Annotated in this window: 15 protein-coding genes; 13 read left to right on the top strand and 2 right to left on the bottom strand. The window is 43.3% G+C overall.

What is annotated here, in order from left to right; genetic code table 11:
- Positions 1-358 precede the first annotated feature (358 nt).
- Complete coding sequence (locus ACRD6K_RS15225) at positions 359-1,186, top strand: formate/nitrite transporter family protein (protein ID WP_430973952.1); 828 nt, start codon at positions 359-361, stop codon at positions 1,184-1,186.
- Between the two features lie 48 nt (positions 1,187-1,234).
- Here ACRD6K_RS15225 and gpmA read toward each other — a convergent pair whose 3' ends face one another.
- Together gpmA and ACRD6K_RS15215 are read right to left on the bottom strand one after the other, a co-directional pair.
- Positions 1,235-1,921: a 2,3-diphosphoglycerate-dependent phosphoglycerate mutase gene (gpmA, locus tag ACRD6K_RS15220; protein WP_430973951.1), complete on the bottom strand. Its 687-nt coding sequence runs from the start codon at positions 1,919-1,921 to the stop codon at positions 1,235-1,237.
- Between the two features lie 319 nt (positions 1,922-2,240).
- The gene (locus tag ACRD6K_RS15215) at positions 2,241-3,605 is read right to left on the bottom strand and encodes an NAD(P)/FAD-dependent oxidoreductase (protein WP_430973950.1); all 1,365 of its coding nucleotides are present in this window, start codon (positions 3,603-3,605) and stop codon (positions 2,241-2,243) included.
- Positions 3,606-4,152: 547 nt separating this feature from the next.
- Here ACRD6K_RS15215 and ACRD6K_RS15210 point away from each other — a divergent pair.
- The 12 genes from ACRD6K_RS15210 to ACRD6K_RS15155 all read left to right on the top strand — a co-directional run bounded on the left by ACRD6K_RS15210 (position 4,153) and on the right by ACRD6K_RS15155 (position 25,114).
- Positions 4,153-4,710, top strand: coding sequence for a sigma-70 family RNA polymerase sigma factor (locus tag ACRD6K_RS15210; RefSeq protein WP_430973949.1), 558 nt, complete (start codon positions 4,153-4,155; stop codon positions 4,708-4,710).
- A 123-nt stretch (positions 4,711-4,833) separates the two neighbouring features.
- Complete coding sequence (locus ACRD6K_RS15205; RefSeq protein WP_430973948.1) at positions 4,834-5,847, top strand: FecR family protein; 1,014 nt, start codon at positions 4,834-4,836, stop codon at positions 5,845-5,847.
- 218 nt (positions 5,848-6,065) lie between these two features.
- The gene (locus tag ACRD6K_RS15200) at positions 6,066-9,440 is read left to right on the top strand and encodes a TonB-dependent receptor (RefSeq protein WP_430973947.1); all 3,375 of its coding nucleotides are present in this window, start codon (positions 6,066-6,068) and stop codon (positions 9,438-9,440) included.
- Positions 9,441-9,460: 20 nt separating this feature from the next.
- The gene (locus ACRD6K_RS15195) at positions 9,461-11,206 is read left to right on the top strand and encodes a RagB/SusD family nutrient uptake outer membrane protein (protein WP_430973946.1); all 1,746 of its coding nucleotides are present in this window, start codon (positions 9,461-9,463) and stop codon (positions 11,204-11,206) included.
- 294 nt (positions 11,207-11,500) lie between these two features.
- Complete coding sequence (locus tag ACRD6K_RS15190) at positions 11,501-13,063, top strand: beta-N-acetylhexosaminidase (protein ID WP_430973945.1); 1,563 nt, start codon at positions 11,501-11,503, stop codon at positions 13,061-13,063.
- Between the two features lie 77 nt (positions 13,064-13,140).
- A complete protein-coding gene (locus ACRD6K_RS15185; RefSeq protein WP_430973944.1) occupies positions 13,141-14,685 on the top strand; it encodes an arylsulfatase in 1,545 nt (514 codons plus the stop codon).
- A gap of 106 nt (positions 14,686-14,791) precedes the next feature.
- Entirely contained in the window at positions 14,792-16,894 is a 2,103-nt protein-coding gene (locus ACRD6K_RS15180) for a family 20 glycosylhydrolase (protein WP_430973943.1), read from the top strand.
- A gap of 97 nt (positions 16,895-16,991) precedes the next feature.
- Positions 16,992-18,758 (top strand): DUF4091 domain-containing protein, encoded by a 1,767-nt coding sequence (locus ACRD6K_RS15175; RefSeq protein ID WP_430973942.1) that lies wholly within the window; start codon positions 16,992-16,994, stop codon positions 18,756-18,758.
- 105 nt (positions 18,759-18,863) lie between these two features.
- Positions 18,864-21,359: an outer membrane protein assembly factor BamB family protein gene (locus ACRD6K_RS15170; protein WP_430973941.1), complete on the top strand. Its 2,496-nt coding sequence runs from the start codon at positions 18,864-18,866 to the stop codon at positions 21,357-21,359.
- Between the two features lie 161 nt (positions 21,360-21,520).
- The gene (locus ACRD6K_RS15165; protein WP_430973940.1) at positions 21,521-23,101 is read left to right on the top strand and encodes an endonuclease/exonuclease/phosphatase family protein; all 1,581 of its coding nucleotides are present in this window, start codon (positions 21,521-21,523) and stop codon (positions 23,099-23,101) included.
- 137 nt (positions 23,102-23,238) lie between these two features.
- A complete protein-coding gene (locus tag ACRD6K_RS15160; protein ID WP_430973939.1) occupies positions 23,239-24,195 on the top strand; it encodes a metallophosphoesterase family protein in 957 nt (318 codons plus the stop codon).
- A 13-nt stretch (positions 24,196-24,208) separates the two neighbouring features.
- Positions 24,209-25,114 carry an alkaline phosphatase family protein gene (locus tag ACRD6K_RS15155; protein ID WP_430973937.1) on the top strand — a complete coding sequence of 302 codons (906 nt, stop codon included), beginning with the start codon at positions 24,209-24,211 and terminating at the stop codon, positions 25,112-25,114.
- Positions 25,115-25,121 lie beyond the last annotated feature (7 nt).

Genomic DNA, 25,121 nt, shown 5'->3' with positions numbered 1-25,121 from the left:
TGCGGTGAAAACTGAAGACCTATTTAAACAAGGATTTTTGCTGCCAGGTCGATTGCCAGTAGCGACGTGCGTATAAAGTGAAATGAAGAGCTCGTGCCAGGGCGAATCTTTTCGATGTGTTTTCATGGTTTAATAATTGATTGTCTTACTGGAAGGAATCCGCAATTCCTATTCCTGAAAAGCCATTGACTTATTCGGTAACGCTGAAACAGGCATAATCCCGCGTTACCGGTTAGAAGATAGAGATGAAGGACAGTCTGAAAATCTAGTCAGCCATGTGGAAGTTATCGGAAAACTGTGGAATAACGTCACACTTGAAGCAGAATGATTTTTTGAAATACGAATTAAAATACGACCTATGCGTAACATCAAGAGAGACCTTAAAGAAGCACTGAATAAGCCGAAGCAAATTGATGAGATTCTGAAAGAGCAGATTGAAATGGCTATGCATGAGCATAATCGATCCAGCCAGGATTTGTTTCTTTCGGCTATTTCTGCAGGATTAGACGTTGGTTTTAGTGTTTTTCTGATGGCTGTGGTTTACAGCCTGTTTCAGGGAGTTGTCCATCCATCGGTGTTGCATGTACTTTTGGCTTTTGCTTATCCGCTGGGGTTTATTTTTGTGGTGGTCGGCAAGTCTGAGTTGTTCACAGAGCATACTACGCTGGCCGTTATTCCTGTGTTGAATAACGACGTTTCCATAAAAAGCTTGATGCTTTTGTGGACGATTGTTTACGTTGGTAACCTTTTGGGCGGCTACGCTTTTAGTTCGATTTTATCGGTTTTGCCATCCGCTTTTGAGGTAATCAGTTTAAATGCCTTTGAATCCTTGGCGCAAAAGCTCATTGACTTTCCTTGGTACATCATTTTGCTGAGTGGATTGTTAGCGGGCTGGCTTATGGGCTTATTGTCTTGGCTTGTTACATCATCGCAGGAAACCATTTCCAGAATAATGATTATCGTATTAATTACTTCTGTTATTGGAATGGGAGGTTTACACCACTCCATTGTTGGGTCGATTGAGGTTTTTACTGCCGTATTGACTAGTGAGTCAATCAGTCTTGCCGATTACGGTTGGGTTCAGCTATGGTCTACCTTGGGCAATATCGTCGGTGGGGTGGTGTTTGTTGCTTTCGTAAAATTTAGTCACGTCAACCCACGCAACAAGCATTTGGGCAATAGCTGATTGTGTTTATCCCTACAGTTGAGTTTTACCTTAGTATATTTAGCGTTGTTATAAATAATAATGCTTGATTGGTTTTAAGTTCTCATCCAATTCATAAACCAAGGGTTTCCCGGTAGGAATTTCCAGGGAGGGGATCTCGTTATCCATGATGTTGTCCAAATGTTTGATGAGTGCCCTTAAACTGTTACCGTGAGCAGCAATTAATACGTTTTTGCCACTTTTTATTGCCGGGGCAATTTCGCGGTGCCAGTAGGGTAAAAAGCGGAGGTAAGTATCTTCCAGACTTTCACCCAGAGGCAGCTCGTTTTTAGGTACATTGCGGTAACGCCGGTGGTTGCAGGGCGAAAGTGGGTCATTGCCATCAAGCAGCGGTGGCTTGGTTTTGTAACTGCGTCGCCACTGGTGGACTTGTTCGTCGCCATGTTTTAGGGCCATTTGTTTTTTATTGAGGCCTTGTAAAGCCCCATAGTGGCGCTCATTCAGCCGCCAGGATTTCTCCCATGGTATCCAGAGTTGATCCAGGGCTTCCAAAGTGTACCACAATGTTTGAATGGCTCTTTTTAAAAGGGAGGTGTAGGCCATGTCGAATTGAAAATGATTTACACTGAGTGTTATGCCTGCATTTTGAGCTTCGTAGATACCATGTTCAGACAACGAAACGTCTACCCACCCAGTAAATAAATTCTGTCTGTTCCACTCGCTTTCTCCGTGCCGTAATAAAACTAGTTTGTGCATGATTGATCTGATTTAGTATTCATTTTTCCTATTTATTGTTTTTGCAAGTCAGCAAAAATATTTGTGCTGGCGTTTGTTTACGTAGTCGGATCGCGTAACTCTGCAGGAGTGAATTAGAAGTATTATGGCCACGATGAAAAAGCGAAGCGCCAGCAAGTTGCGTCTCTTTCAAATATACTGCATTTGATGGCTTAAAGTTTCCAAGCGTCGATAACACAGCATGCTCTGTTTTAATATTTGCTTGGGGCAGAATCGAAGCTTTCCTCTGTTTTGGGGGTATTGTCTGCATAGCGCTTGGATTCTTCATCGTCTTTGTCTCTTATTTTTCATTCATTGCTTCAATCATCTCTTTGCTTACCAAGTCTTTTTTCTTGCTTGAGGGGCGTAATATCAATCGTATACCGCGGTCGTAGGTTAAGTAATTCCAAGACCAGTTGGCAAACACAACGGCCTTACTTCTAAAGCCAATCAGGAACAGCAGGTGTACCAGCATCCAGATCATCCAGCCGACAATACCACTTAGTTTGATGTTGCCCGGAAGATCGGCTACTGCTTTGTTACGGCCAATGGTTGCCAGAGCCCCTTTGTTGGTGTATTGAAAGGGCTTAAATGGTTTGTTGTCTGAAAGGCGGTTTAAGTTTTCGGCAAGCTGTTCGCCTTGCTGAATGGCAACCTGAGCCAATCCGGGTAAGCCGGTGGGGTAATCCTCATGAAGCATGTGCATGACATCGCCAATAGCAAACAAATGGTTGTATGCTTCATTAGTGTCCTTGTCTTTTATGATATGGTTGGTCTCGTTTACCAGTAGCTGACCTTTGTGAATACTTTTTTCGTCAAAGCCGTCCACCAGGTTGCCTTTTACACCGGCAGCCCAGATGAGCGTTCCGGTTCGAATTTCTTGCCCATTGCTGAGTTTTACGACAATGCGGTCATAGTCATCGGTGAGTGTGTTTAAGCTGATGTTGACGCCCATTTTTTTCAGGTAGTTGTAAGCCCGCTTGCCCGACTGCTCCGACATGGCGGGAAGCACCCGATCCTGCCCCTCAATTAAGTGAATTTGCATGCTGCCCACATTGAGTTGAGGATAATCTTTGGGTAAAACATTGTTTTTTAGCTCGGCAAGAGCTCCGCACACTTCAACACCTGTGGGACCGGCACCTACAACCACAAAAGTCATCAGGCGCTCTTTGTCTTTGGGATTGGTTAGAATCTCGGACTTTTCAAATTGTTGAAAAATATGGCTTCGTAAATCCAGCGCATGAGTCACTTGCTTGAGCGGAAAGGCGTGCTTGGCAATGTTCTTATTGCCAAAATAGTTGATTTGTGCGCCCGTTGCTACTACCAGGTAGTCAAAACTCAAATTTCCGGCAACGGTTTCCAGAACTTTATTTTCCGGGTCAATACGATTAACCTTCAGCATCCTAAAATAGGTGTCGGGCTTTTGCTTGATAACTTTTCGCAGCGGACCCGCGATCGAATCCGGCTCCAGTCCGGCAGTGGCAACCTGGTAAAGCAGCGGCTGAAAGGTATGGTAGTTATAGCGGTCAAGCAAAACCACCTGAAATTTGTCGGAGTTCAGCCTGCGCAATAGTCGAATACCTCCAAACCCGCCTCCAATGATGACTAAACGTGGTTTATTGCTATCCGGAATATTAACCGAGAATATATCATTCGTGTTTTTCATTGTTTTCTTTTTACTATTAAGGAGAAGAGAAAAAATTGTTCCATTCTCAAACAACAAAAATTTCTCGTGTGGGTTTTAAAAAAAAATAATTCAGATTGTTTTACACGGTCTCATTTTGGGCATCGTCAAAGAATGCTTAGGAGCAATTCCCTGAAGGTGTATGTTTAACTACTGAAACGGCAGGGGATTACCAAATAGTAATTGGTATAACTTTCCCTATAGTTGACGAAAATTGAGGCTGCGTAATAATTGCCGGTTAGATGGATGTCGCTCTGAAAAGTTGCCTGGCAGCTGGCTTCTGTGTAGGTTAGTTACACGCTTATCCCGGAAATCTCACAATCATTTCTTTGCTTTAAAAAGACAATTTAATATTTTCTTATTCGTAGCTATCTGTCAGTAATCCCGGTAACGAATTGAGGGGTTGGTGGAGGTGGGAAGAAAAATTTTATTGTCTGAACAATCAAATAGTAATTTTTACAAATTATATTTGAGGCTTACTTTCTTCTTTGGAGATAGGAGAAGTTGAATTCAGTAAGAGAAATTAGAGATGGTTAGCAGCAACAGGATTCGGTTAAAGGGTGGTGAACGACTGGACGTTCAGGATTTCTTTTACGACACGTACGCTGGGTTTACTTCATTCGCATCAAAGTATATTGCAGATGTGGCTATTTGTGAAGACATTGTTCAGGATGTCTTTTTAGCTTTTTATGAGAAACCCCGAAGCTTTGAGAATTTATTTCAGGTTAAATCCTTTTTCTACACTTCCATACGCAATCATTGTTTGGATCACCTTAAGCATCAAAAAGTAAAAGACAAGTATAAAGAGTTTCAGCTCAAAGAGGACGTTGAGGTTGATTTCTTTTTTTCCGAAATTTTACGCGTTGAGGCGTTTAACTTAGTCTATAAGGAGGTTAATAAACTGCCCGATGCGATGAAACAAGTTCTGCTTCTGGCCCTGAAGGATTATTCGAACAGTGAGATTGCTGAACAGGTGGGAATTGCCGTTAGCACTGTCAAAACGCATAAAGCCCGGGCGTATAAAATACTTCGAAAAAATCTGGATAGCTTAATGCTGTTTTTTATCTCCTGGCTAAGAGGTAAATAGCCAATTCAGGAACTTCACACTTAATTTTTTTTTTTACTTCTCTTGTAGTCCTTTTATTTTCCGATGTCGTTGTAGGTAGCGTAATCAGAATATTGAAGTTTAGTTTTATTCAGGTGTAAAAGCATGAAATTAAGGGACGCGATAAAAAAAGGCATTTTTCTGGGCAAATATATCACCGGAAAAGACAGCAGGGAGGAAGAACTTGACCTGAAGAATTGGGTAGGAGAGGATACTGCAAACAAACAGCTGTTTGATCAGCTAACCAGTCGGTCAGGTATTGCCAGTCAAGTTGAGGCATACGACAACGTTAATACGCCAAGAGCATGGAATAAGTATGCCGAAAGACTGCGACGCTATCAACTCGAGAAGAGCCTGGGCCGTTGGCGTATTGCTGCCATCCTGTTTTTCGTTATTGGGATTGGAGGACTGGTTGGTAATTCAGTGGTTGATTTTATTTTTAAACAAACGCCTGAAAACTACACAACAATTACCGCCAGCAATGGTCAAAGCTCCATGATTACCTTGCCCGACCAATCTACGGTTTGGCTAAACGGAGGTACAACATTAACCTACAACACCGCATTTTTCTCTCAAAACCGGGAAGTCCGGCTGGATGGAGAAGCTTTCTTCCAGGTTACCAAACAGACTGCGCATCCTTTTGTTGTTCAATGCAATGAGTTGAATGTTCGGGTTTTAGGAACTTCTTTTAATGTCCGAAGTTATGCTGAAGACGAAATGATAAGTGTAGTGCTGGAAGAAGGGGCGGTTGAACTTAATACGAAAAAAGGAAACTCGCGGAATTACCATCTAAAGCCCGGAGAAAAAGCTGATTACAGCAGAATAAAGAAGGAGTTGAGCATTCACGAAGTAGAAACTTCTCAGTATACATCGTGGAAAAAAGGATTACTCATTTTCAGCGATGCCACCATGAGTGAGGTGGTCAAAAAGCTGGAGCGTTGGTATAATGTCTCCATTGAAGTCAAAAATCCACAAATCAACAACCTGCTATTCAATGCAACGATTCTGCATGAAGACATTGAGGATATCATGGAACTGATCAAATTCAGCTGCGCCATCAATTACGATATTGTTTTAAGTAACGACCCCGATACCCCAATTCAAATAACAATGTACTAATACTTAAATTAATTTGCTTATGTGAAAAAGAAGAGACAACAAAAAGGAGATGCGCCAACACCTCCTCTTGATTTCGTAGTGCCTTTAGCTTTTGAACGAACAAAAGGCATCACTCAATTTGAATTATTATTCCAAATCGTAACAAATTTATGAAAAAAAAAGAATTTTTACCGATCCCGGAACGACGAAGTTTCTGGGCATCTAAACCGTGCAAGGTAATGAGAACAATGCTGATATTGCTTTTCATTTTTATTGGTCAAACATTTGCCATCGATTCGTTTTCACAAAACAATCGGTTAAGCCTGAAGATGGCTGATGTGTCCATTAGAAATGTGTTGAATGAAATTGAAAATCAAACGGACTACTACTTCATGTATGAAGCTAGTAAGGTGGATGTTAACAAGAAAACTCAGATTGCTGTCAATAACAGAACAATTGAAGAAGTCCTGGATGAGTTGTTTCTTGATTCAGACATTATTTACATCATCAATAACCGCCAAATAGCCCTAAGTACAGAAAAGGCCTGGTTATCTACTCAACAATCCAAAGAGATTTCAGGGGTTGTTACTGATGGAGCAGGCTTGCCCTTGCCTGGAGTAACGGTTATGGTGAAAGGAACGACTACCGGAACAATTACCAATGATGCCGGAGAGTATACGCTAAAAGAAGTAAGACCTGGAGTAACTTTGATGTTTTCCTTTGTTGGGATGCGGAGTTACGAAACCATTGTTGGGTCAAACGCTGTTGTTAATGTCATTCTGGAAGAAGAAACCTTTGGTATTGAGGAGGTTATTGCCGTTGGTTATGGCGTGCAAAAGAAGGTAAATCTGACAGGTGCGGTGGAACAGGTTACCTCCGAAATATTGGAAGATCGTCCGGTGGCCAACGTTCAGCAAGCCATTCAAGGGGTTTTACCGAGTATGAACTTTTCAGTTGGTAGTACAGGAGGAGAGCCTGGCTCATCCATGGCTATGAATATTCGGGGAGTAGGTTCATTGGATGGAACCGATGCTCCTTATATTCTTGTTGATGGTGTTCCTGTTAACAGCATTAACGATATCAACCCCAATGATATTGAGAGTATTTCAGTGCTTAAAGATGCTGCTTCGGCTGCTATTTATGGAGCACGTGCAGCGTACGGTGTGGTGTTGATTACTACCAAAGGAGGTAAGGAGGGAGTTCATGTAAGTTATTCAAATGTATTTACTTACTCTGCACCGCTCAAATTGCCTGAAATGATGAATTCGCTGGAATTTGCCAATTACTTTAATCAGGCCGGCTTGAATGACGGTGATTCTGCTCCTGTTTTTTCTGATGAAATTATGGGGCGTATTGAGCAATACATGAAAGATCCTACCAGTATTGATGGGACATTTCCTGAGCCAGGAAATCCGGACAGATGGGGGGCTTATATGACTGCCAATGCCAACACCAACTGGTTTGATGTATTTTATAAAGACTGGACACCGCGTCAGACACATACTGTTAGTGTTTCAGGAAAAAAGGACAAAGTTGACTATTACGTTTCAGGCGGTTTTTACGATGAGAAAGGCCTGTTGAAATACGGAGATGATGAGTATAAGCGTTACACGATGAACTCGAAAGTTTCAAGCGAGGTAAACAGTTACTTGTCGCTTCGGGCTAATGTTAAGTATACTCGCGGCGTTACAGATCGTCCTAGTTATGACCGATATTTATTCTATCATAATATTGCTCGCCGGTGGCCTACTAACCCTTTATACACGCCTGATGGAGATTATCATCAAAGTTCGGAGATTCCTTACCTGTTGTCCGGAAGAAGCAACAGCACGTCGGACAACTTCCTGATTTCAACGGGAGCCATTCTGGAGCCGATCAAAGATTGGAAAATTAATTTTGACTATAACTGGACTGTTCAAAGCAATATTGGTAACAACCATTATGGATCTGTTATTTTGCATGGACCGGAAGGAGTTACTTATACGGAACGCCCTAATACCAGTTATTCTGCCAGCGCCAGTAAGAAAACGTATTCTTCTCCGAATATCTACAGTTCCTATGAAAAAGAATTTGACTCAGGACATACGTTTAAAGTATTGACTGGTTTTCAGCAGGAATTGGAACAGTACGAATGGTTGTATGCTTCAAAACAAGGGCTGATCACAGATGAAGTTCCTTCAATCAGCACAGCAACAAGCGAGCAGGATGACGTAGGTGACAGCAAATGGCATTGGGCAACCCGTGGATTTTTTGGTCGTTTGAACTATAACTTTGAAGAGAAATACCTTCTTGAGGTGAATGCGCGTTACGATGGTTCTTCAAAATTTCCGGGAGATGAGCGTTGGGGACTATTCCCATCGGTATCGGTAGGGTATAATCTGGCCCGTGAGGACTTCTTCAATGTTGAGCAAATTGATATATTAAAAATCCGCGGATCGTGGGGAGCTTTGGGTAATCAGCTTGGAAATAAGAATGAATATCTTTACCTGTATGTTCCAACAATTCCGGTTAGTACCAATAACTGGTGGATTATGGGAGATAGCAGACCAAACTATGCTTCTTTACCTGGATTGATCAGTCCGACACTTACTTGGGCAAAAGTGAAAACCAAAAACGTTGGAGTTGATTGGGGAATCTTTAACAACCAACTTACCGGTTCATTGGATGTTTTTGAGCGCTATACCAGCGACCTGCCTGGACCAGCAGAAGCCTTGCCTGGTGTTCTGGGAACAAGTGTTCCAAAAATTAACAATACCGAGTTGCAAACGAATGGATTTGAGTTGGTGATTGGCTGGGAAGATAAAATCAATGAATTTTCTTACCATGCTAAAGCCACACTCTCAAATGCCAAAACCAAAGTAGCGAAGTACCGCAATCCAACCGGAATTTTAACAACCTATTATGAAGGGCAGGAACTAGGCGAAATTTGGGGATATGTTACGGAAGGCATTGCTCAGGATGATGCCGCTTTTGATGATTGGTATGATCAGTCAAAAATTAGCGGACAGGAGTGGAGAGCCGGTGATATTATGTATCAGGATCTGAATGATGACGGAGTGATTGACTGGGGAGACAACACTGTCGAAAATCCGGGAGACAAGAAGATTATTGGAAACAGTACGCCTCAGTATCAGTTTGCTCTTTCAGCAGGAGGAAAATGGAAAGGAATTGATTTCTCCATGCTTTGGACAGGTGTTGCTAAACGTGACCTGGCGATTGGCGGTTCTTATTTCTGGGGCGGTACCGGAGGTGTCTGGCAATCGGCTGGGTTTAAGGCTCACCTGGATTACTGGTCTGAAGACAATCCTGATGCATATTATCCGCGTCCTTATTTGACCAATGGTGGTAAAAACCAGCAAGTTCAAACGCGTTACCTGCAAAATGGCGCTTATTTAAGATTGAAGAATGTTCAACTGGGCTATACATTGCCGGAAATGTTTGTGAAAAAGTTGCAGTTATCCAAAGTACGCTTCTATGTTACCGGAGAAAACCTGTTCGTTCTAACGGACTTGATCGATATTTTCGATCCGGAAACGACTGGTGGTTCCTGGGGAGCTGGTAAAATTTATCCGTTACAGAAAAGTTTTGCCTTTGGAATGAATGTATCCTTTTAATTTTGAAAAATCAGATTATTATGAGAAGAATTAGAATATATATATGTTTGGCTGTAGCGGTTATGGCACTCATGTCATCATGTAACGAAAATTATTTAGATCGTTATCCGCTGGATGAGATTGCCCCGCAAACATTCTGGAAAACACCCAACGATTTGAAATTGTATGCCAATAGCTTTTATGGTGCTTTTCCGGTTCACAGTGGTTGGAGTGGTGGAATCTTTTGGTTCGATAATAATAGTGACAACATGATTCCCGGAACTTATAACAGCCGTTTGGCTGGTAACTGGACCATCCCTTCATCAGGTGGTGGCTGGAGTTGGGGGGGCATTCGTTCGGTAAATTATTTCCTGAATAATTTGTCTACCGTTGAAGGCGATCAGACTTTAATTGACAACTACGCAGGTGAAGGATATTTTTTCAGAGCACTGCATTATTTTAACATGGTACAGACATTTGGAGATGTGCCATTTTGCAGCAAACCCTTATCGACTGATTCAGAAGAACTTTATATGGCCCGCACTCCTCGTAAGGCTGTTGTTGATTCTATTATCAAGGATTTAGATGTTGCCATTACTAAACTTCCGGCTGTGGATAAAGCAGAAGCTTTCCGTGTTAACAAAGATGTTGCGCTGGCTCTGAAAGCACGTATTTGCCTTTTCGAAGGAACATGGGAAAAATACCATGCCGGAACAGCTTTCGAAGTGGCGGGATCTGATGGCAGTGAATACCTGGAGTTAGCTGCTCAGACTGCAAAACGGATTATCGACGAAGGCCATTATGCATTGTACAATAGTGGCGATGTGAACGATACGTACTACTCTCTGTTTAACCAGGTTGATTTGTCGGCCAATAGTGAAGTAATCTTCTGGAAAAAGTATGACGTTGATTTGGGCGTAACACACAATGTTCATCGTTACATCCCCCGCATTGGTGGAAATACCGGCTTGTCAAAATCATTGATCGATAGCTACCTGGCTACTGACGGATTACCAATCTCACAAAGTGACTTATATGCTGGCGAAGGAAGTTTGGAAGATGTTGCTGCCAATCGTGACCCACGCCTGGCACAAACGCTTTACTTGCCCGGAGCTGCCAAAGAAATCAAAAATGGCGAGTTGACTGTTGTTTTTGAAAAACCTGACCTGGATTTAACGGGAAGTGCACGAAATACCAGTGGTTTTCAGTTGAGAAAAGGCGGGAGTCCAGACTTCGAACAGCAAAAGGCCGGAGGAATTGGAACCACAGCAGCAATCATCTATCGCTATGCTGAAATCCTTTTGATTTATGCGGAAGCCAAAGCTGAGCTGGGAACAATTACTCAGGCTGACCTGGATCTGACCGTGAATCAACTGCGTGATCGTGTAAACATGCCACACCTGCAATTGGCTAATATTGCTAATGATCCAAACTGGCAATTCCCGGCATTGAGTCCGATTATCAATGAAATCAGAAGAGAGCGGAGAGTTGAATTGGCCTGCGAAGGTTTCCGTTTTGACGACTTGATGCGTTGGCGTGCACACGAGCTTTTTGTTGGAAAACGCCTGAAAGGGTTCAAATTTATTGGAAGCGACTTGGAGAATGAATATAATATTGTGATTGGTGAAACCTTGCTGGTTGATGGCGATGGCTACATTGATCCTTATCTGAAAGTAATTCCTTCAGGTTATCAGTTTAAACCTGAGCGCGATTATCTTAACCCAATTCCTACTAACGAATTGACGCTTAATCCTGCACTGGAGCAAAACCCGGGCTGGGATAAGTAAATCTTCAAAGCTAAAGAGGGCTTTTAAGTCCTCTTTAGCTTATAGGTATTATTGCTTGATAGTAATTTAATCTGTATTGATGATTAGATAGGGGTGGAGTCAGTATTGTTTGGTTGAGCAAACGATACCGGAATTAAGGAGGAGCTCTTTAGACTCATCCTTTTGCTATGTTTAATAATCTATGTTGAAATGGTTGATTAATTCTAAATAGATAAACAAATGTATCCTAAACAAAACAGGTCGATTATAGATTGCTTCTTGAAATTGCGAAAGCAGGCAATCAAAGGGATATTCTTGATTGGAAGTCTCTTTTTTAGCTCCTTCGCAATTCAGGGCCAGACTATTCTGCCCACCCCTTTTAAAGTTGAAAAAACGGCTGGTTCCTTTCGCATTGGAAATAAGCTAACAATAGCCTGTGCCAGCCAGCAGCAAGAGGAGTCCAATTATTTAATCCAACGGCTCCAAAACAATGTCCGGATAGAAAAAGCGAATGAAAGAAAAGCCGATATTCATTTGCAGGTTGCTGCGCTTCCCAACAACTTGGGTGATGAAGTTTACCAACTCTTGGTGTCCGGAAAACAAATTAAAGTAACTGCCAACACTTCCACCGGCCTTTTTTATGGCATTCAAAGCTTACTGCAACTTCTTCCGAAGGAAATACAGGCCGGAAAAGCGATTACGTTGGCCGGCTATCGTATTCCCGGAATAAAAGTTACCGACTCACCCAAATATGCCTGGCGCAGTTTCATGCTCGACTCAGGCCGGCAGTACCAAAGGCCAGAATTTATCAAGCGTTACCTGGATCACATGGCCATGCTGAAAATGAATGTTTTTCATTGGCACCTGACTGAGGGACAAGGCTGGCGTGTTGAAATTAAGAAATATCCCAAGCTAACCGTGATTGGATCGAAGGTGGCTGAAGGAAAAGAACAGCAAGGGTTTTATACTCAGGAAGAAATTAAAGATATTGTTGCTTATGCCCGCAAGTTGCACATAACCGTTGTTCCTGAAATCGATGTTCCCGGGCACTCGGAGGCTGCCTTAACAGCCTACCCGGAACTGAGCTGCTTCGGTGAGGCTCCCAAAACAGTGATGGGTTTTTCAGACGTACTATATTGTGGGGGAAGGGAAGAAACCTACACTTTCCTTAAAAATGTGTTGGATGAAGTTTGTGAGTTGTTTCCATCGCCCTATATTCATTTGGGAGGGGACGAGGCTCCTAAGGGAAAGTGGAATAAATGTCCGGATTGTCAGGGGAAAATAGAAGAGGAAGGACTAAAGAACTCGCATGAACTACAAATGTATTTTTCATCCCGCCTGGCCAATTATATGAAAACAAAAAATAAAAAGGTTATCTTTTGGGGCGATGTAATTTACCAGGATGATTTTAAGTTACCGGACAACGTAATTGTTCATTGGTGGAACTGGCGGGGACATAAAGATTTGGCTTTAAAGAACGCTATTCGAAATGGACATCAGGTTATCGCCAATACCAATTATTACAGTTATTTAAATTTTCCGGTAAGCCCATGGTCAAACTACTTCGCTGACCGGACATTTGACATGCGCACGGTTTACGAAAATAATCCATCAGACATAAAAGAGCCTGATTCCTTGGTTTTAGGTATGGGATGTGCTTTATGGACGGACTGGTATGTGTACGAACACATGGTTGATCGGCGGGTTTTCCCAAGGATATTTGTCTTGGCTGAACAAATGTGGAGCAGGGGAGAACGCATGCCATTTGATGTGTTCTATCGCGTTGTGAAAGAAAAGTATCCCGTGTTGAGGGAAAAAGGAATTGATATTGGCCCTGGCATGAAAGACGAAATTGAAGCTGATTTTAGCTGGGAATAACCAATAAAAAAGTTTTCCGGGGAAAGGCGCTGCTTTTTAGCGGTGATTTTCCTCGAACCATATAAAACAAAAAAAAAGTGAAATTAGAAAAAGCAAGTTCATTCGGTTTATTGATGGTGCCTTTGGCCTTGGCTACAAGCTCTTGTGCTGAGCAGGAAAAGGTGCAGACTAAACCCAATATCATATTTATTTTAGCTGATGATTTAGGTTATGCCGAACTAGGGGCTTACGGTCAGCAAAAAATTAAAACACCCAATATTGACCAGCTGGCTTCTCAGGGAATTCGCTTCACTGACTTTTACTGTGGAAGCCCGGTTTGTGCACCATCACGGGGTGTATTGCTTACGGGCAGGCACTCCGGCCATGCGTATGTCAGGAACAACGATGAGATGGGAGCCACAAAGAAGAACTGGGATTTCCGGAAAGTGATCAAGGATCCGAGGCTGGAAGGACAACGGCCAATTCCGGATACGATTGTGACGGTGGGAGAGTTAATGCAACAAGCTGGTTACCGCACGGCCTGCGTTGGAAAATGGGGATTGGGAGGCCCTCAAACGGAAGGTCATCCCAATAAACAGGGTTTTGATCTTTTCTATGGAGACATATGTCAGCGGCAAGGGCATAATTATTACAACCTGCACTTATGGAAAAATGATCAACAGGTATTGTTAGATAATGAGTACACCCCGGTTTGGACTTCTTTAGACAAAGGGAGTGATCCGAATGATCCGGCCAGCTATAAAAAGTATACTTCCAAAGAATATGCTCCTGACCTGATGCTGGACGAATCACTACGGTTTATTGAGCAGAACAAAGCCAATCCGTTTTTCCTGTATTTTGCTCCAATCTTGCCACATGCACCGCTGCAAGTGCCAGCTGATTCTGAATTCCTGAACTACTACCAGGAGCAGTTTGATGACGAAGAACCTTACCTGGGGCAAAAAGGATATTTCCCTAACCGGACACCACATGCAACTTATGCTGCGATGGTTAGTTACCTGGATATGCAGGTTGGAAAACTGATTGACAAACTGAAGGAAGAGGGACTTTATGAAAATACAGTAATCATGTTTACCAGCGACAATGGCCCAACCTTCAACGGCGGAACAGACTCTCCGTTTTTCGATAGCGCTAAGCCTTTTAAAAGCGAATGGGGCTGGGGAAAAGGCTTTCTGCGGGAAGGTGGAATCCGGGTTCCTTTAATTGTTTCGTGGCCCGGAGTGGTAGCCCCCGGATCAGAAACCAACAGCCCATTTGCTTTTTGGGATGTGATGCCTACTTTGAATGAAATTGCCGGTCTCGAAACAACTGTGGAGACTGATGGTATCAGCTTTTTGCCTACACTAAAAGGAGAGGCACAAAGCGAAAAAGAATTTCTTTATTGGGAATTTCCGATGAAAGCCTATGGCGGACAACAAGCGGTACGAATGGGAGATTGGAAAGGCTATCGATCTCAAATGAATGATGGTAACTTAACGATTCAACTATTCAATCTGAAAGCAGATCCGCAGGAACAGCAGGACCTTGCTTCAGAGCACCCGGAAATTGTCGCACAGATTGAGAAGATTATGAAGCAGGAGCATGAGCGTTCTGAAGTTCATCCGTTTCCGGCAATTGACTAAGAATTGGTAATGCGATGAAACGAACCTAATAAAAAGCCCTTTCATACACAAAATTCTAACGATACGAGTTACATGAATTACCATCGAAACAAACAATTCTAGACGAATGAAAAAGAATTTTTTACTACTCATATTCTTCCTATTTCTGTTTTGCTTAAAAGGCAATACGCAGGATGTTGTCTCTTTGATAGATAAAAAGGATGCTGAGGTGGAATTTGAAGCCCGGTATTCTTCATCTGATCTTGAGGAAGCACAGGTTAAGCTCATTCCATATCCTGAAAAGGTTAGCTGGGGAAAAGATGATGTATGTATTCAATCTTGGCGTCCAATTTTTCCGAAGGAATTCCCCCAAAATATTGTTGATGAGTTTTATGAGCTTTCGAACTCTCGTGGGATTGAAATTGACTGGTCTGCAAAAGATCTTGTAGCGTTTGAGTATGATGTAAGCTTGTTAAAAGAAGCTTATAAACTTGACGTTACTGATAATTTGGTAAAGGTTGTAGCTTCAACAGAATCCGGTTTTTTTTATGCGCTACAAACCTTGAGGCAGCTGATTCGGGCGAGTCCGGATGAAGAGGGAAAACTACTTCCATACTGCTCAATTGATGATCGCCCGGCGCACGCTGTTCGTGGCTTTATGCTTGATGTAGGGCGTAATTTTCAAAGCACGTCATCGTTAAAGAGTTTGATTGATGTCATGGCCGCTTATAAGTACAATACGTTTCATTGGCACTTGACGGATTATCCGGCCTGGCGTATTGAGAGTAAGCTTTATCCACAACTGACAGCAGCCGAAAATCATCGTCCAACGCGTGATCCGGGAATGTTTTATTCTTATGTGCAAATCCGCGAGTTAATCCGGTATGCCCGTAAAAAACAAATTCAGGTTATTCCCGAAATTGATATGCCCGGACATAGCACTTCTTTTACCAAGGCAATGGGTTTTAAAATGGAATCAGCAGAGGGAATGACTGCATTGGAAGCGATTCTTCTTGAGTTTTTTGAAGAAATTCCTCAGGATATGGCTCCGCTCATTCATATTGGCTCAGATGAAATTCATATAAACAATCCCGAAGAGTTTATTAATCGCATGGTTGAGGTGGTTGAATCCAATAATCGACAGGCGATTGTTTGGAGCCCGGGCTTGGAAGCACCCAAAAGCGTGATTCGCCAAACCTGGGGGGGAGCTGTTCCGCCCAAAGGAGCCAACTTAAAAGAAATCGATTCCCGAAAGAGCTACATGAATGCAGGAGAGCCAATGTCGTTCATCTCAACTTTGTTTTTTCGGCCTTTGGGCAGAGGATCAGATAACGAAATTTTAGGCGGAATTATTTGTCTTTGGCCCGATGTCAATTTACGATTCGAAAAAGACGCATTCTCCGAAAACCCGTTTTTTAGTGGCCTGCTAACTTACTCCTGGGCTTGCTGGACGGCTGATGTGAAAACAGCTCCGGAGAAATATATGCTTGTTTTGCCTCAGAAAGACACTGAAGCTTTCAAGTACTTTAAAGCTTTTGAGCGTTATTTACTCGATCATAAACAGCGCTATTTTCAGCATAACCCTTTCCCGTATTTGAAACAAACGGATAAATTCTGGAAGTTAGCTGGCCCCTTTGATGGCGATGAAGCTGACAAGGCATTTGCCGGAACAACGCAAAAGCTGGATAAATTTTTGAAACAAAAGCAGCTCAATTGGAAATTAGCCACAGGCAATACGCTTGTCCTGAAACAGCGGTGGTTGAAAGATGGTTATTTCCCTGAAGCGGAGGCCGGACAAACTGTTTATGCCCAAACATACCTATACAGTGATCGCAATCAGGAAGTAGATACCTGGATCAATTTCGAAACACCTTTGCGGGCTAATCGTGTTTACTCCGGAATACCCCAAAATGGCTCATGGGATAATTGCGGTGGAAGCTTGTGGGTAAATGGAGTCGAGCTAAAGGGGCCGGAATGGGAGAATCCCGGGTGGCGTTCGAGTAAGCAAACGGGGTGGGGAACTCCTGATGAGCAAGAGATCCCGTGGACTGACGAAGAGCTTTACTGGCTGCGTAAACCGGCAAAAGTGAACCTGAAACAAGGTTGGAATCGAATTGTGGTTAAGATTCCTTATAAAACGGATTTTCAGAACTGGATGTTTACATTTATTCCTTTGGAAATGAAAGGGCTGCAGTTTTCTCCAGATCAATTGAAAGAATTTGAAAATTGAATGGAAGGAGTGGCTTTTCAAGATACTCATCCAAAAAGTACTTAATACTGAGGAAAAATAATAGGATAAGAATGACTAATTTAAAATCGATACAATAATGAAGAATCTATCTTTAATTGCCTTATTTTTTGTTTTCATTCTGGGATGTTCAGCTCCCGGAAAAGTAGAGGCCCCAAAAACCTATGCGGAGGCGCCTGACCCTTCGGCCGATACCCTGACCGACTGGAGTGTGGTTAAGCCGGGGTTGCATGCAACAATTGGTTCGATCGACAATCGGTACAATAAAAGTTTGATTCCGGACTTGGAGCCGAAAACCACCTGGAATGGATTTGCCTGGCGCAATGAAGTCATTTCGGCACAACTGGTTTTGTGGAATAATGAACCGGCAGGAATTGTGGAGTGCCAATTTTCTGATTTCAAATCAGCAGATGGGAAAACGTTGCCAGCAGAAATTGCTCAGGCCCGTTTTGTTCGTTACGTACTAACTGACGAGTTTGGCCCTGGATGTGGGTATCGCAAACCCGAAGATTTTATTGCCCTGACCAGGGCGGATGTACTTGACCCGCTTCCTGCTTTCGAAATGGAAGGCCAATCAACCCGGCCAGTGTGGCTTACATTTGATGTTCCTGCCGATGCTACCCCCGGAACTTACACTTCCACCCTGAAAGTAAAGCTGGATGGTAAAAAACACAGTAAGTTTACATTTAAGCTTGAAGTGGGGGACCGCATTCTGCCAGAACCATCGGAATGGAAATTCCACCTGGATTTATGGCAAAACCCATACGCAGTGGCTCGTGTGCATAATGTGGAACTTTGGTCTGCTGAGCACTGGGCTTTGCTGAAACCACTGATGAAGATGCTGGCTGACGCCGGGCAGAAAGTGATTACAGCAACCTTAAATAACCGTCCGTGGGGAGGACAGACCGAAGACGCTTTTGGCTCCATGATTGCCTGGAATAAGCAGGCTGACGGAAGCTGGACTTACGACTACACCATCTTTGATCAGTGGGTGCAATTCATGTTGGATCTGGGAATTGATAAGCAAATTAGCTGCTATTCAATGGTACCCTGGGGAAATGAGCTTTACTATTTTGATGTTGCCAGTGGTGAAGAAGTAAAAATGGTGGCTAAAGCCGGAACCAAAGAGTTTGAAGAAGTCTGGACTCCTTTCCTGAAGGATTTTCTCAATCACCTGGAACAAAAAGGATGGAAGGAAATTGCTTGTATGGCGATGGATGAACGGTCACCAGCCGAAATGAGCGCTACCATGAAGTTACTTAAAGAGCAAGCACCGGAGCTTGGTGTTGGCTTTGCAGACAATCATCATAATTACAAGAAATTCCCGGATCAACTGACCGATCTCAGCATTGCTTTTGGTGCCGAAATTGAACCAGAAATTAGGCAATACCGCAAAGATCAAGGGCATATTTCAACCTGGTATGTGTGCTGTTCGGATGTTTTTCCAAATGTTTTTACTTTCTCAGAGCCTGCCGAAGCTGTGTTTATTGGTTGGTACACCCTGGCTGCTGATTTCGATGGTTTCTTGCGCTGGGCCTATAACAGCTGGGTAAAAGACCCGTTGATTGACTCGCGTTTCCGGACCTGGCCTGCTGGCGATACTTACATTGTTTATCCTGATGCCCGTAGTTCAATCCGGTTCGAGCGTTTGCGTGAAGGTATTCAGGATGCTGAAAAAATCCGCTTGTTGCGCGAAGAATTTCAGAACAATTCATCGGCGGAGTCTCAAGACAAACTAAGACAGTTGAATGAGCTGCTTTCACGCTGCAATGTTACCGCACGGCCTGCTGATTTTAACGAGTTGATGAAGGACGGTAAAGAAACATTGGAGAGCCTTTCTAAGTAGTTAGCTTTAGATAAACAGATGCTAGGATTGCCCGTTTTAAAATCGTTTCAAACTGACAATCTGAGCATCTGAATATGCCAGGTCTACATAATAAATAATCAGATCATGAAGAAACTTTCAGCAATAATTCTAACACTTTTATCGATCCTTTTGAGTGTATTCGTATCGAGGGCACAACTCAATGGGCGTGTGTTTGTCGATACGAATAACAATGGAAAAATGGATGCTGGTGAGCGTGGCGCAAAAGACTGTGTCGTGTCTGACGGACTCCATGTAGTAAAGACGGACAAGAAGGGGAATTTTAGTTTGCCCGGGTGGGAAAAACAACGTTTTGTGACCCTTTATCCCGCGGCCGATTTTACTTGTTTGCAGACCTATTTGCCCGTAAAATCAGGTGTGCAGGACTATGTGTTTGCCATTAGCCCCCGCCAACGAAAGCAAGAAGCAAGTTTCGTCCATATTTCCGATACCGAAACATTTGAATATCGGGATTGGGTGGATCAACTGAAGCAATATGCCCAGGTGCATCAGCCTGATTTTATCATTCATACCGGCGATATTTGCTACCAAAGTGGGATGGCCTGGCATGCAGAACATGTCAATCAGAAATCCTTTGGAGTGCCTGTTTATTATTGTTTGGGAAACCACGACATGATCAAAGGCGATTATGGTGAGCAATTTTTCGAACAGTGTTTTGGGCCGGCATGGTATGCTTTTGAAGAAGCAAACACCCTGTTCGTTGTCACACCGATGATGGGAGGAGACTACAAACCTTCCTTCAACCGGGAAGAAATTGGTACCTGGTTGAAAAACCTTCTGAAAGCTTATCCAGCAGAACAGTCCAAAATATTCTTCAACCACGATTTATTGACTAATGGTGAAGCGTTTGACTTTAAAGTAAATGATCAGGAAGTAATCAGCCTGAATGAATCCAACCTGAAAGCTTGGCTGTATGGGCATTGGCATACCAACATGGCCAAAGAACACGGCACGTCAGGTGTGATGTCGTATGGCACATCAACTTTGGCTGCCGGAGGTATCGATCATTCTCCATCAGGATTCCGGGTGGTTGATGTGGATGAGCAAGGAAACACCTCTTCGCATTTTAAGTGGACAAGCCTTAACCGGGAGATCAAAATAATCAGTCCACAAAAAGAAATGGCGGTTTTAACTACTGATGGGCAACTTCAGCTGGCTGCCAATATTTATCATACGGGTGTTGCGGTGGATAGTGTCCGCTATGCTATTTATGGTGATGAAGGTTTTAACTGGAACTCATCGTTGGATGGAAGCAGATGGAAGCCAATGGCACAAAAATCGGACTGGACCTGGGCGGCAACATTAAAACCCGAAGAAAGCGACAGCTATACCCTGGTGGTCAATGCTTTTTTGCACAGTGGCGAAATACTCAATGCCAAGCATTCTTTTTCGGCTGAACAACCGAAAAAGACCAATGTAAATGGTGAATGGTTTAACTTAGCCGGAAATCCGGCTCACAGCCCAGTGGTTGATGAGGAACATGAAATGCCGTACCAATTGCAGTGGACAAGCAACGTTGGAAGTAACATTTTCATGAGTTCACCGGTATTGTATGAAAACATGCTGGTTACGGCAAGCTTTGATGATGGTGATACTCAAAATTGTTACCTGGTCGGAATGGATGCAACAACCGGAGTTGAGCGGTGGCGCTATCCGACTCAAAACAGTGTGAAAAATCAGCTAGTCGTGGCACAGGGAATTGCCATTGCGGTAGATATGCTGGGAGTAACTTACGCGGTTGATGTTTTAACCGGAAAACTTCGTTGGAAGCGTGATCTGAATCATAATCGCTTGCCGGGGATTGTCAACGGTATCGTGACCGATGGACAACTGGTTTATTCCGGTTTCGGGAAATCACTTTCTGCCTTAAACGTGTTGACGGGTAAGCCTCAATGGACAAATGAAGCATGGGGTGGTGGTAACGGAACAACGCCAACCATGACCATTGCTGATGATGTATTGATTGCATCGAGCCAATGGGGGGCTATTTATGCCCACAACCGACACACGGGCGAATTATTGTGGAAACGAGGCGATGCAGGCTTGCGCTTTCGCGATGGCGTTTTGAGCTATAAAGATGGTTCGCTTTGGGTAAGCGGAAAGGGAACGGAGAAAGCGGTTCCTGGCATTTTGCACCAGTTGGAACTGAAAACCGGCAAAACAATTCAGACCTATGAAACAGGCATGCAACAAAGTGGAACATCAGCACCAATTATTTTGAAGGATCGTTTTATTGTTGCTGGTTCTCATCCGGGAATTGCTGCTGTTAGCCGCGAAACAGGAGAACAGCTTTGGCGGTTCGAAGTCGAGTCGGCTTTGCTTTACACGCCTTCATATTATGCCGATCGTCAGCAGAGTATCGAATCGACACCTATGCTGATTGGCGATAAATTGGTTTTTGGCGCGATGGATGGTCGGGTTTATGCCTTGGATGCAACTAGCGGAAAACTATTGTGGAAAACGGAACTGGGAGCACCGGTGGTAACATCGACAGCCGTGGATGGAAAAAGGTTTTATATCTGCGATTTTGCCGGAAATGTATATTGCTTCCAGGCAAACTAAAAAATAGAATGAGGTGACTAAGGTGTGATTCTAAGAAATTCGTCGAAATTTCATATTTGCTGATTTTTAATGTTTTGTAAATTAGTGAGTCAATGCAAAAGTCTGGCAGTATGAAATCTGAACATCTTATGACCTATTGAGGTTCTAAAATCTAACTTAGAATGAAAAAGCTACTTTTTACAACGATTCTGTTTGCAATGGGCCTGTATTGTTTGGCTCAAACACGCTTTTACTCCGGTTTTGAAGGCGATGCCGAAAAGTACTATCCCAAAGTTGAAAAGGAAGCGGCTGTATATGTTACCGAGTTGCAGCGACCAGCATGGGCTGCTGGTGTATCCGGTCGTGCGCTTGATTTATCTGAAAAAGCAATGCTTCGTCAGCCTTTGGTCGTCGATAGTCTGGAGACGCCGGATTATAGTGCATCGAATGATTTGTCGGTTTGTGTGTGGGTGAAAACTTTGCCCGGAGCAAAGCAGGGAGCAACGATTATCGGTAACAAGGCAGACGGGGATTTGAAAGGAGTGGGGTGGAGTATTTTTACTCAGCCAACAGGAGCTTGGGGGGCTGTAATTTCTGATGGAAAGAACAGCTACACTTATCAGCCCAATATTCCTCGTCAGGCGATTAACGATGGCGAATGGCACCAACTGGCATTCTGCCTAAACCGGGAAAAAGGGGAGCTTTGGTTTTTTCTGGATGGGCAAAATGTGGCTATCTACAATACTCCGGAAATTGGAAGCCTGGAAAATACGAACAGAACTGTGGTTGGAGGAACCGATGAGTATTGGGAAGCTGGTTCCTTTGGCCAATGGACGGCTTTTAACGGACACTTGGATGAGGTGGTGATCGACAATGAATTGATGACTGTTGAAACAATTCAGACTGATTATAGTCGCTTTAAAACTTTAGAATGTCCAGAAAAACTCATCGCTCCAATTCGGGTGATGGTATGGAATATCTGGCATGGCGGACGACGCTATGGCAAGCATGTTGGCTTGGAGCGGGTCATTGAGACGATTAAGCAGGCTCAGCCCGATGTGGTTGGCTTGATTGAGACTTACGGGTCTGGGGAGGCGATTGCCGATTCGCTGGGGTATTATTTTTACCTGATTAGTTCTAACCTGAGCATCATGAGCCGGTTTCCGATCAAAGAAACGGTGAAAGCTTTTCGTCCATTTAATTTCGGGGGTGCCATCCTTGATCTTGGCGGTAACCGAGAGTTAGCTGTTCTGGATACCTGGTTGCATTATCTTCCCGATTATTGTGCCGATGTAGCTAAAATGGAGCTGTCTTCTCAGCAACTGATTCAAGCGGAGGGCGAAACGCGGCATGCTGAAGTAAAAAGTATTCTGAAGGAAATTAAGCCAATATATGCTGAAGCATCAAAACGGCCGGTGATCATGTTGGGCGATTTTAATAGTGGCTCTCATCTCGATTGGACAGAAGCCACTAAAAAGCTGCACTACGATTACACGGTTGAATGGCCGGTTAGTCAGGAAATGTTGAAAGCCGGATTTAAAGACAGTTACCGTGAACTTCACATTAACCCTTTGTTGGATCCTGGCTTTACGTGGACTCCACGTGCTGCCACATCCTCTGAGCGAGATGGCTTGCGTGATCGTATCGACTACATCTATTATCAAGGTAATTTAAACCCAATTGAATCCAAAGTGATCGACTACCACCCAATCATGTTCCCTTCCGACCATGCAGCGGTGTTGACTGTCTTTGAGTTGGACTAGTTTAAATCAATCAATGAGCAGATTAATTTCGAAGAAATGAACACTTAGGATAATATGACAGATGAGTTGATTTTCAAGTCGAAGAAGGTTCGATTATTTACAGTCTAATATCCGATAGCTAATATCTTTTAAAACACATGAAAAGAAGAGAATTTATACGATATGGTTTTGGAGGAGCAGGTATTCTCATGCTGCCTCTTGGAGTAAATGCAATGACAAGTGGCTCTAAAAAGCGTGTTCGATTTGGTGTGTGTGCCGATGTTCACAAAGACATCATGCATGACGCAGACGAGCGCTTGCAAACTTTTATTGATGAGGCATCCAAACAAAACCTGGATTTTATTATTCAGTTGGGTGATTTTTGCCGTCCTTATGAGCAAAACAAGGAGTTCCTTGGTATTTTTAATGAATACGATGGAGCAAAGTACCATGTAATTGGCAACCACGATATGGATGGCGGCTTTTCGCGTGAGCAGGTACTGGATTTTTGGGGTGCTGACTCCAAATATTATTCGTTTGATCAGAATGGTTATCATTTTATTGTACTGGATGGAAATGATCAAAACCCATCTCCTGATAAGGCGAAGGGCTATGCCCGTTTTGTGGGGAAAGAGCAACTTCAGTGGCTGGGAAATGATTTGAAAGCAACCAATTTGCCCTGTATCGTTTTATCTCATCAGAGTCTTGAGAATGAGGACTTGGGCATTGAAAATCAAGAGCAGGTTCGGGCTATTCTGGAAAAAGCTGATAAAGTGATTGCTTGCTTCAGTGGACACCACCATACCGACTATGCATGCACCATCAATGGAATTTATTATATCCAGATAAACAGCATGTCATACAGCTGGTTGGGAGGCGATTATCAAACGATTCGCTATAGCCAGGAAATTGATGAAAAATATCCCTGGATAAAATATACGGCCCCATACGAGAAACCTTTGTTTGCTTTTGTTGAGCTTGACAAAAGGAAGATTCAAATTGAAGGTGTTCAAAGCCAGTTTATAGGCCCAGGTCCGGACGAATTGGGCTTTCCCGAGCAGGCGAAAAACAGTCCTGTAGTGCCGGTAATATCTAATCGAAAAATTAAGTACTAAAACGACAAATCAAATGCGAACAAAAACTATTTTACTACTACTGGTCGGTATAGCAATACTGACTTCTTGCACGAAGCAGCCCGCAGCAAAGCGGGTGGTGATGATTGCATTGGATGGCATTAGCATTGAAGGCTATCAAACAGCTAAACATCCGAATATTGACCGCTTAGCCAAAGAAGGGGTGCTGTCTCTATCAACACGTGCTGTCATGCCATCGGTAACACTTCCAAACTGGACCAGCCATTTAACGGGCAGTGGCCCCGAGCAACATGGTGTTGTTGGAAACGACTGGACGCTGGAAAACATTAAACTGCCTGCCGTTCAGAAGGACAATGCGGGTTATTATCCTTCAATTTTTGAAGTTTTGAAAAAACAACTTCCCGAAGCCAAAACGGCTTTTTACTACAACTGGGGGCCGCTGGTATTTCCGTATAATCAGGAATATATTGATGAAGTTAGCTTTTTAGAAAACGATGGTTATGTGGAGAATTATCAGAAAGCTTTGGATTTCATCGATGAAAATAAGGAGAAGCCAACTTGTGTGTTTCTATACTCGGTCCATACTGACCATGCCGGACATCGCCATGGCTGGATGTCGCCTGAATACATTCAATCCATTGAGGAGGCGGACGTAAATATTGGCCTATTCCTGGACGAATTAAAAGCCAAAGGATTGTATGAGGATACTCACTTCCTGTTTGTTTCAGATCACGGCGGAAGAGGGAATGGCCATGGTGGCGTAAGCCCAACAGAGATGGAAGTCCCTTGGTGTATTGCTGGTCCGGGAATCAAGCGAGGTGCGCAAATGACAGCTCCCAACAATACCGTGAATACTGCTGCAACAATCGCAAATTTGTTTCAATGTGAACAGCCAGCTGCCTGGATTGGGAAAGTTCCTTCTTTCATCTTTGAAAATTAAAAATAGA

The sequence above is a fragment of the Sunxiuqinia rutila genome (assembly GCF_050589705.1).
Classification (GTDB): domain Bacteria; phylum Bacteroidota; class Bacteroidia; order Bacteroidales; family Prolixibacteraceae; genus Sunxiuqinia; species Sunxiuqinia rutila.
The sequence above is the reverse complement of the archived record's forward strand: the minus strand, read 5'-3'. Positions and strand labels throughout refer to the sequence as shown.

Coding starts and splice junctions, on each gene's coding strand:
- ACRD6K_RS15225 (WP_430973952.1), top strand. CDS start 359: ATGCGTAACATCAAGAGAGACCTTAAAGAAGCACTGAATAAGCCGAAG.
- gpmA (WP_430973951.1), bottom strand. CDS start 1,921: ATGCACAAACTAGTTTTATTACGGCACGGAGAAAGCGAGTGGAACAGA.
- ACRD6K_RS15215 (WP_430973950.1), bottom strand. CDS start 3,605: ATGAAAAACACGAATGATATATTCTCGGTTAATATTCCGGATAGCAAT.
- ACRD6K_RS15210 (WP_430973949.1), top strand. CDS start 4,153: ATGGTTAGCAGCAACAGGATTCGGTTAAAGGGTGGTGAACGACTGGAC.
- ACRD6K_RS15205 (WP_430973948.1), top strand. CDS start 4,834: ATGAAATTAAGGGACGCGATAAAAAAAGGCATTTTTCTGGGCAAATAT.
- ACRD6K_RS15200 (WP_430973947.1), top strand. CDS start 6,066: ATGAGAACAATGCTGATATTGCTTTTCATTTTTATTGGTCAAACATTT.
- ACRD6K_RS15195 (WP_430973946.1), top strand. CDS start 9,461: ATGAGAAGAATTAGAATATATATATGTTTGGCTGTAGCGGTTATGGCA.
- ACRD6K_RS15180 (WP_430973943.1), top strand. CDS start 14,792: ATGAAAAAGAATTTTTTACTACTCATATTCTTCCTATTTCTGTTTTGC.
- ACRD6K_RS15175 (WP_430973942.1), top strand. CDS start 16,992: ATGAAGAATCTATCTTTAATTGCCTTATTTTTTGTTTTCATTCTGGGA.
- ACRD6K_RS15170 (WP_430973941.1), top strand. CDS start 18,864: ATGAAGAAACTTTCAGCAATAATTCTAACACTTTTATCGATCCTTTTG.
- ACRD6K_RS15165 (WP_430973940.1), top strand. CDS start 21,521: ATGAAAAAGCTACTTTTTACAACGATTCTGTTTGCAATGGGCCTGTAT.
- ACRD6K_RS15160 (WP_430973939.1), top strand. CDS start 23,239: ATGAAAAGAAGAGAATTTATACGATATGGTTTTGGAGGAGCAGGTATT.
- ACRD6K_RS15155 (WP_430973937.1), top strand. CDS start 24,209: ATGCGAACAAAAACTATTTTACTACTACTGGTCGGTATAGCAATACTG.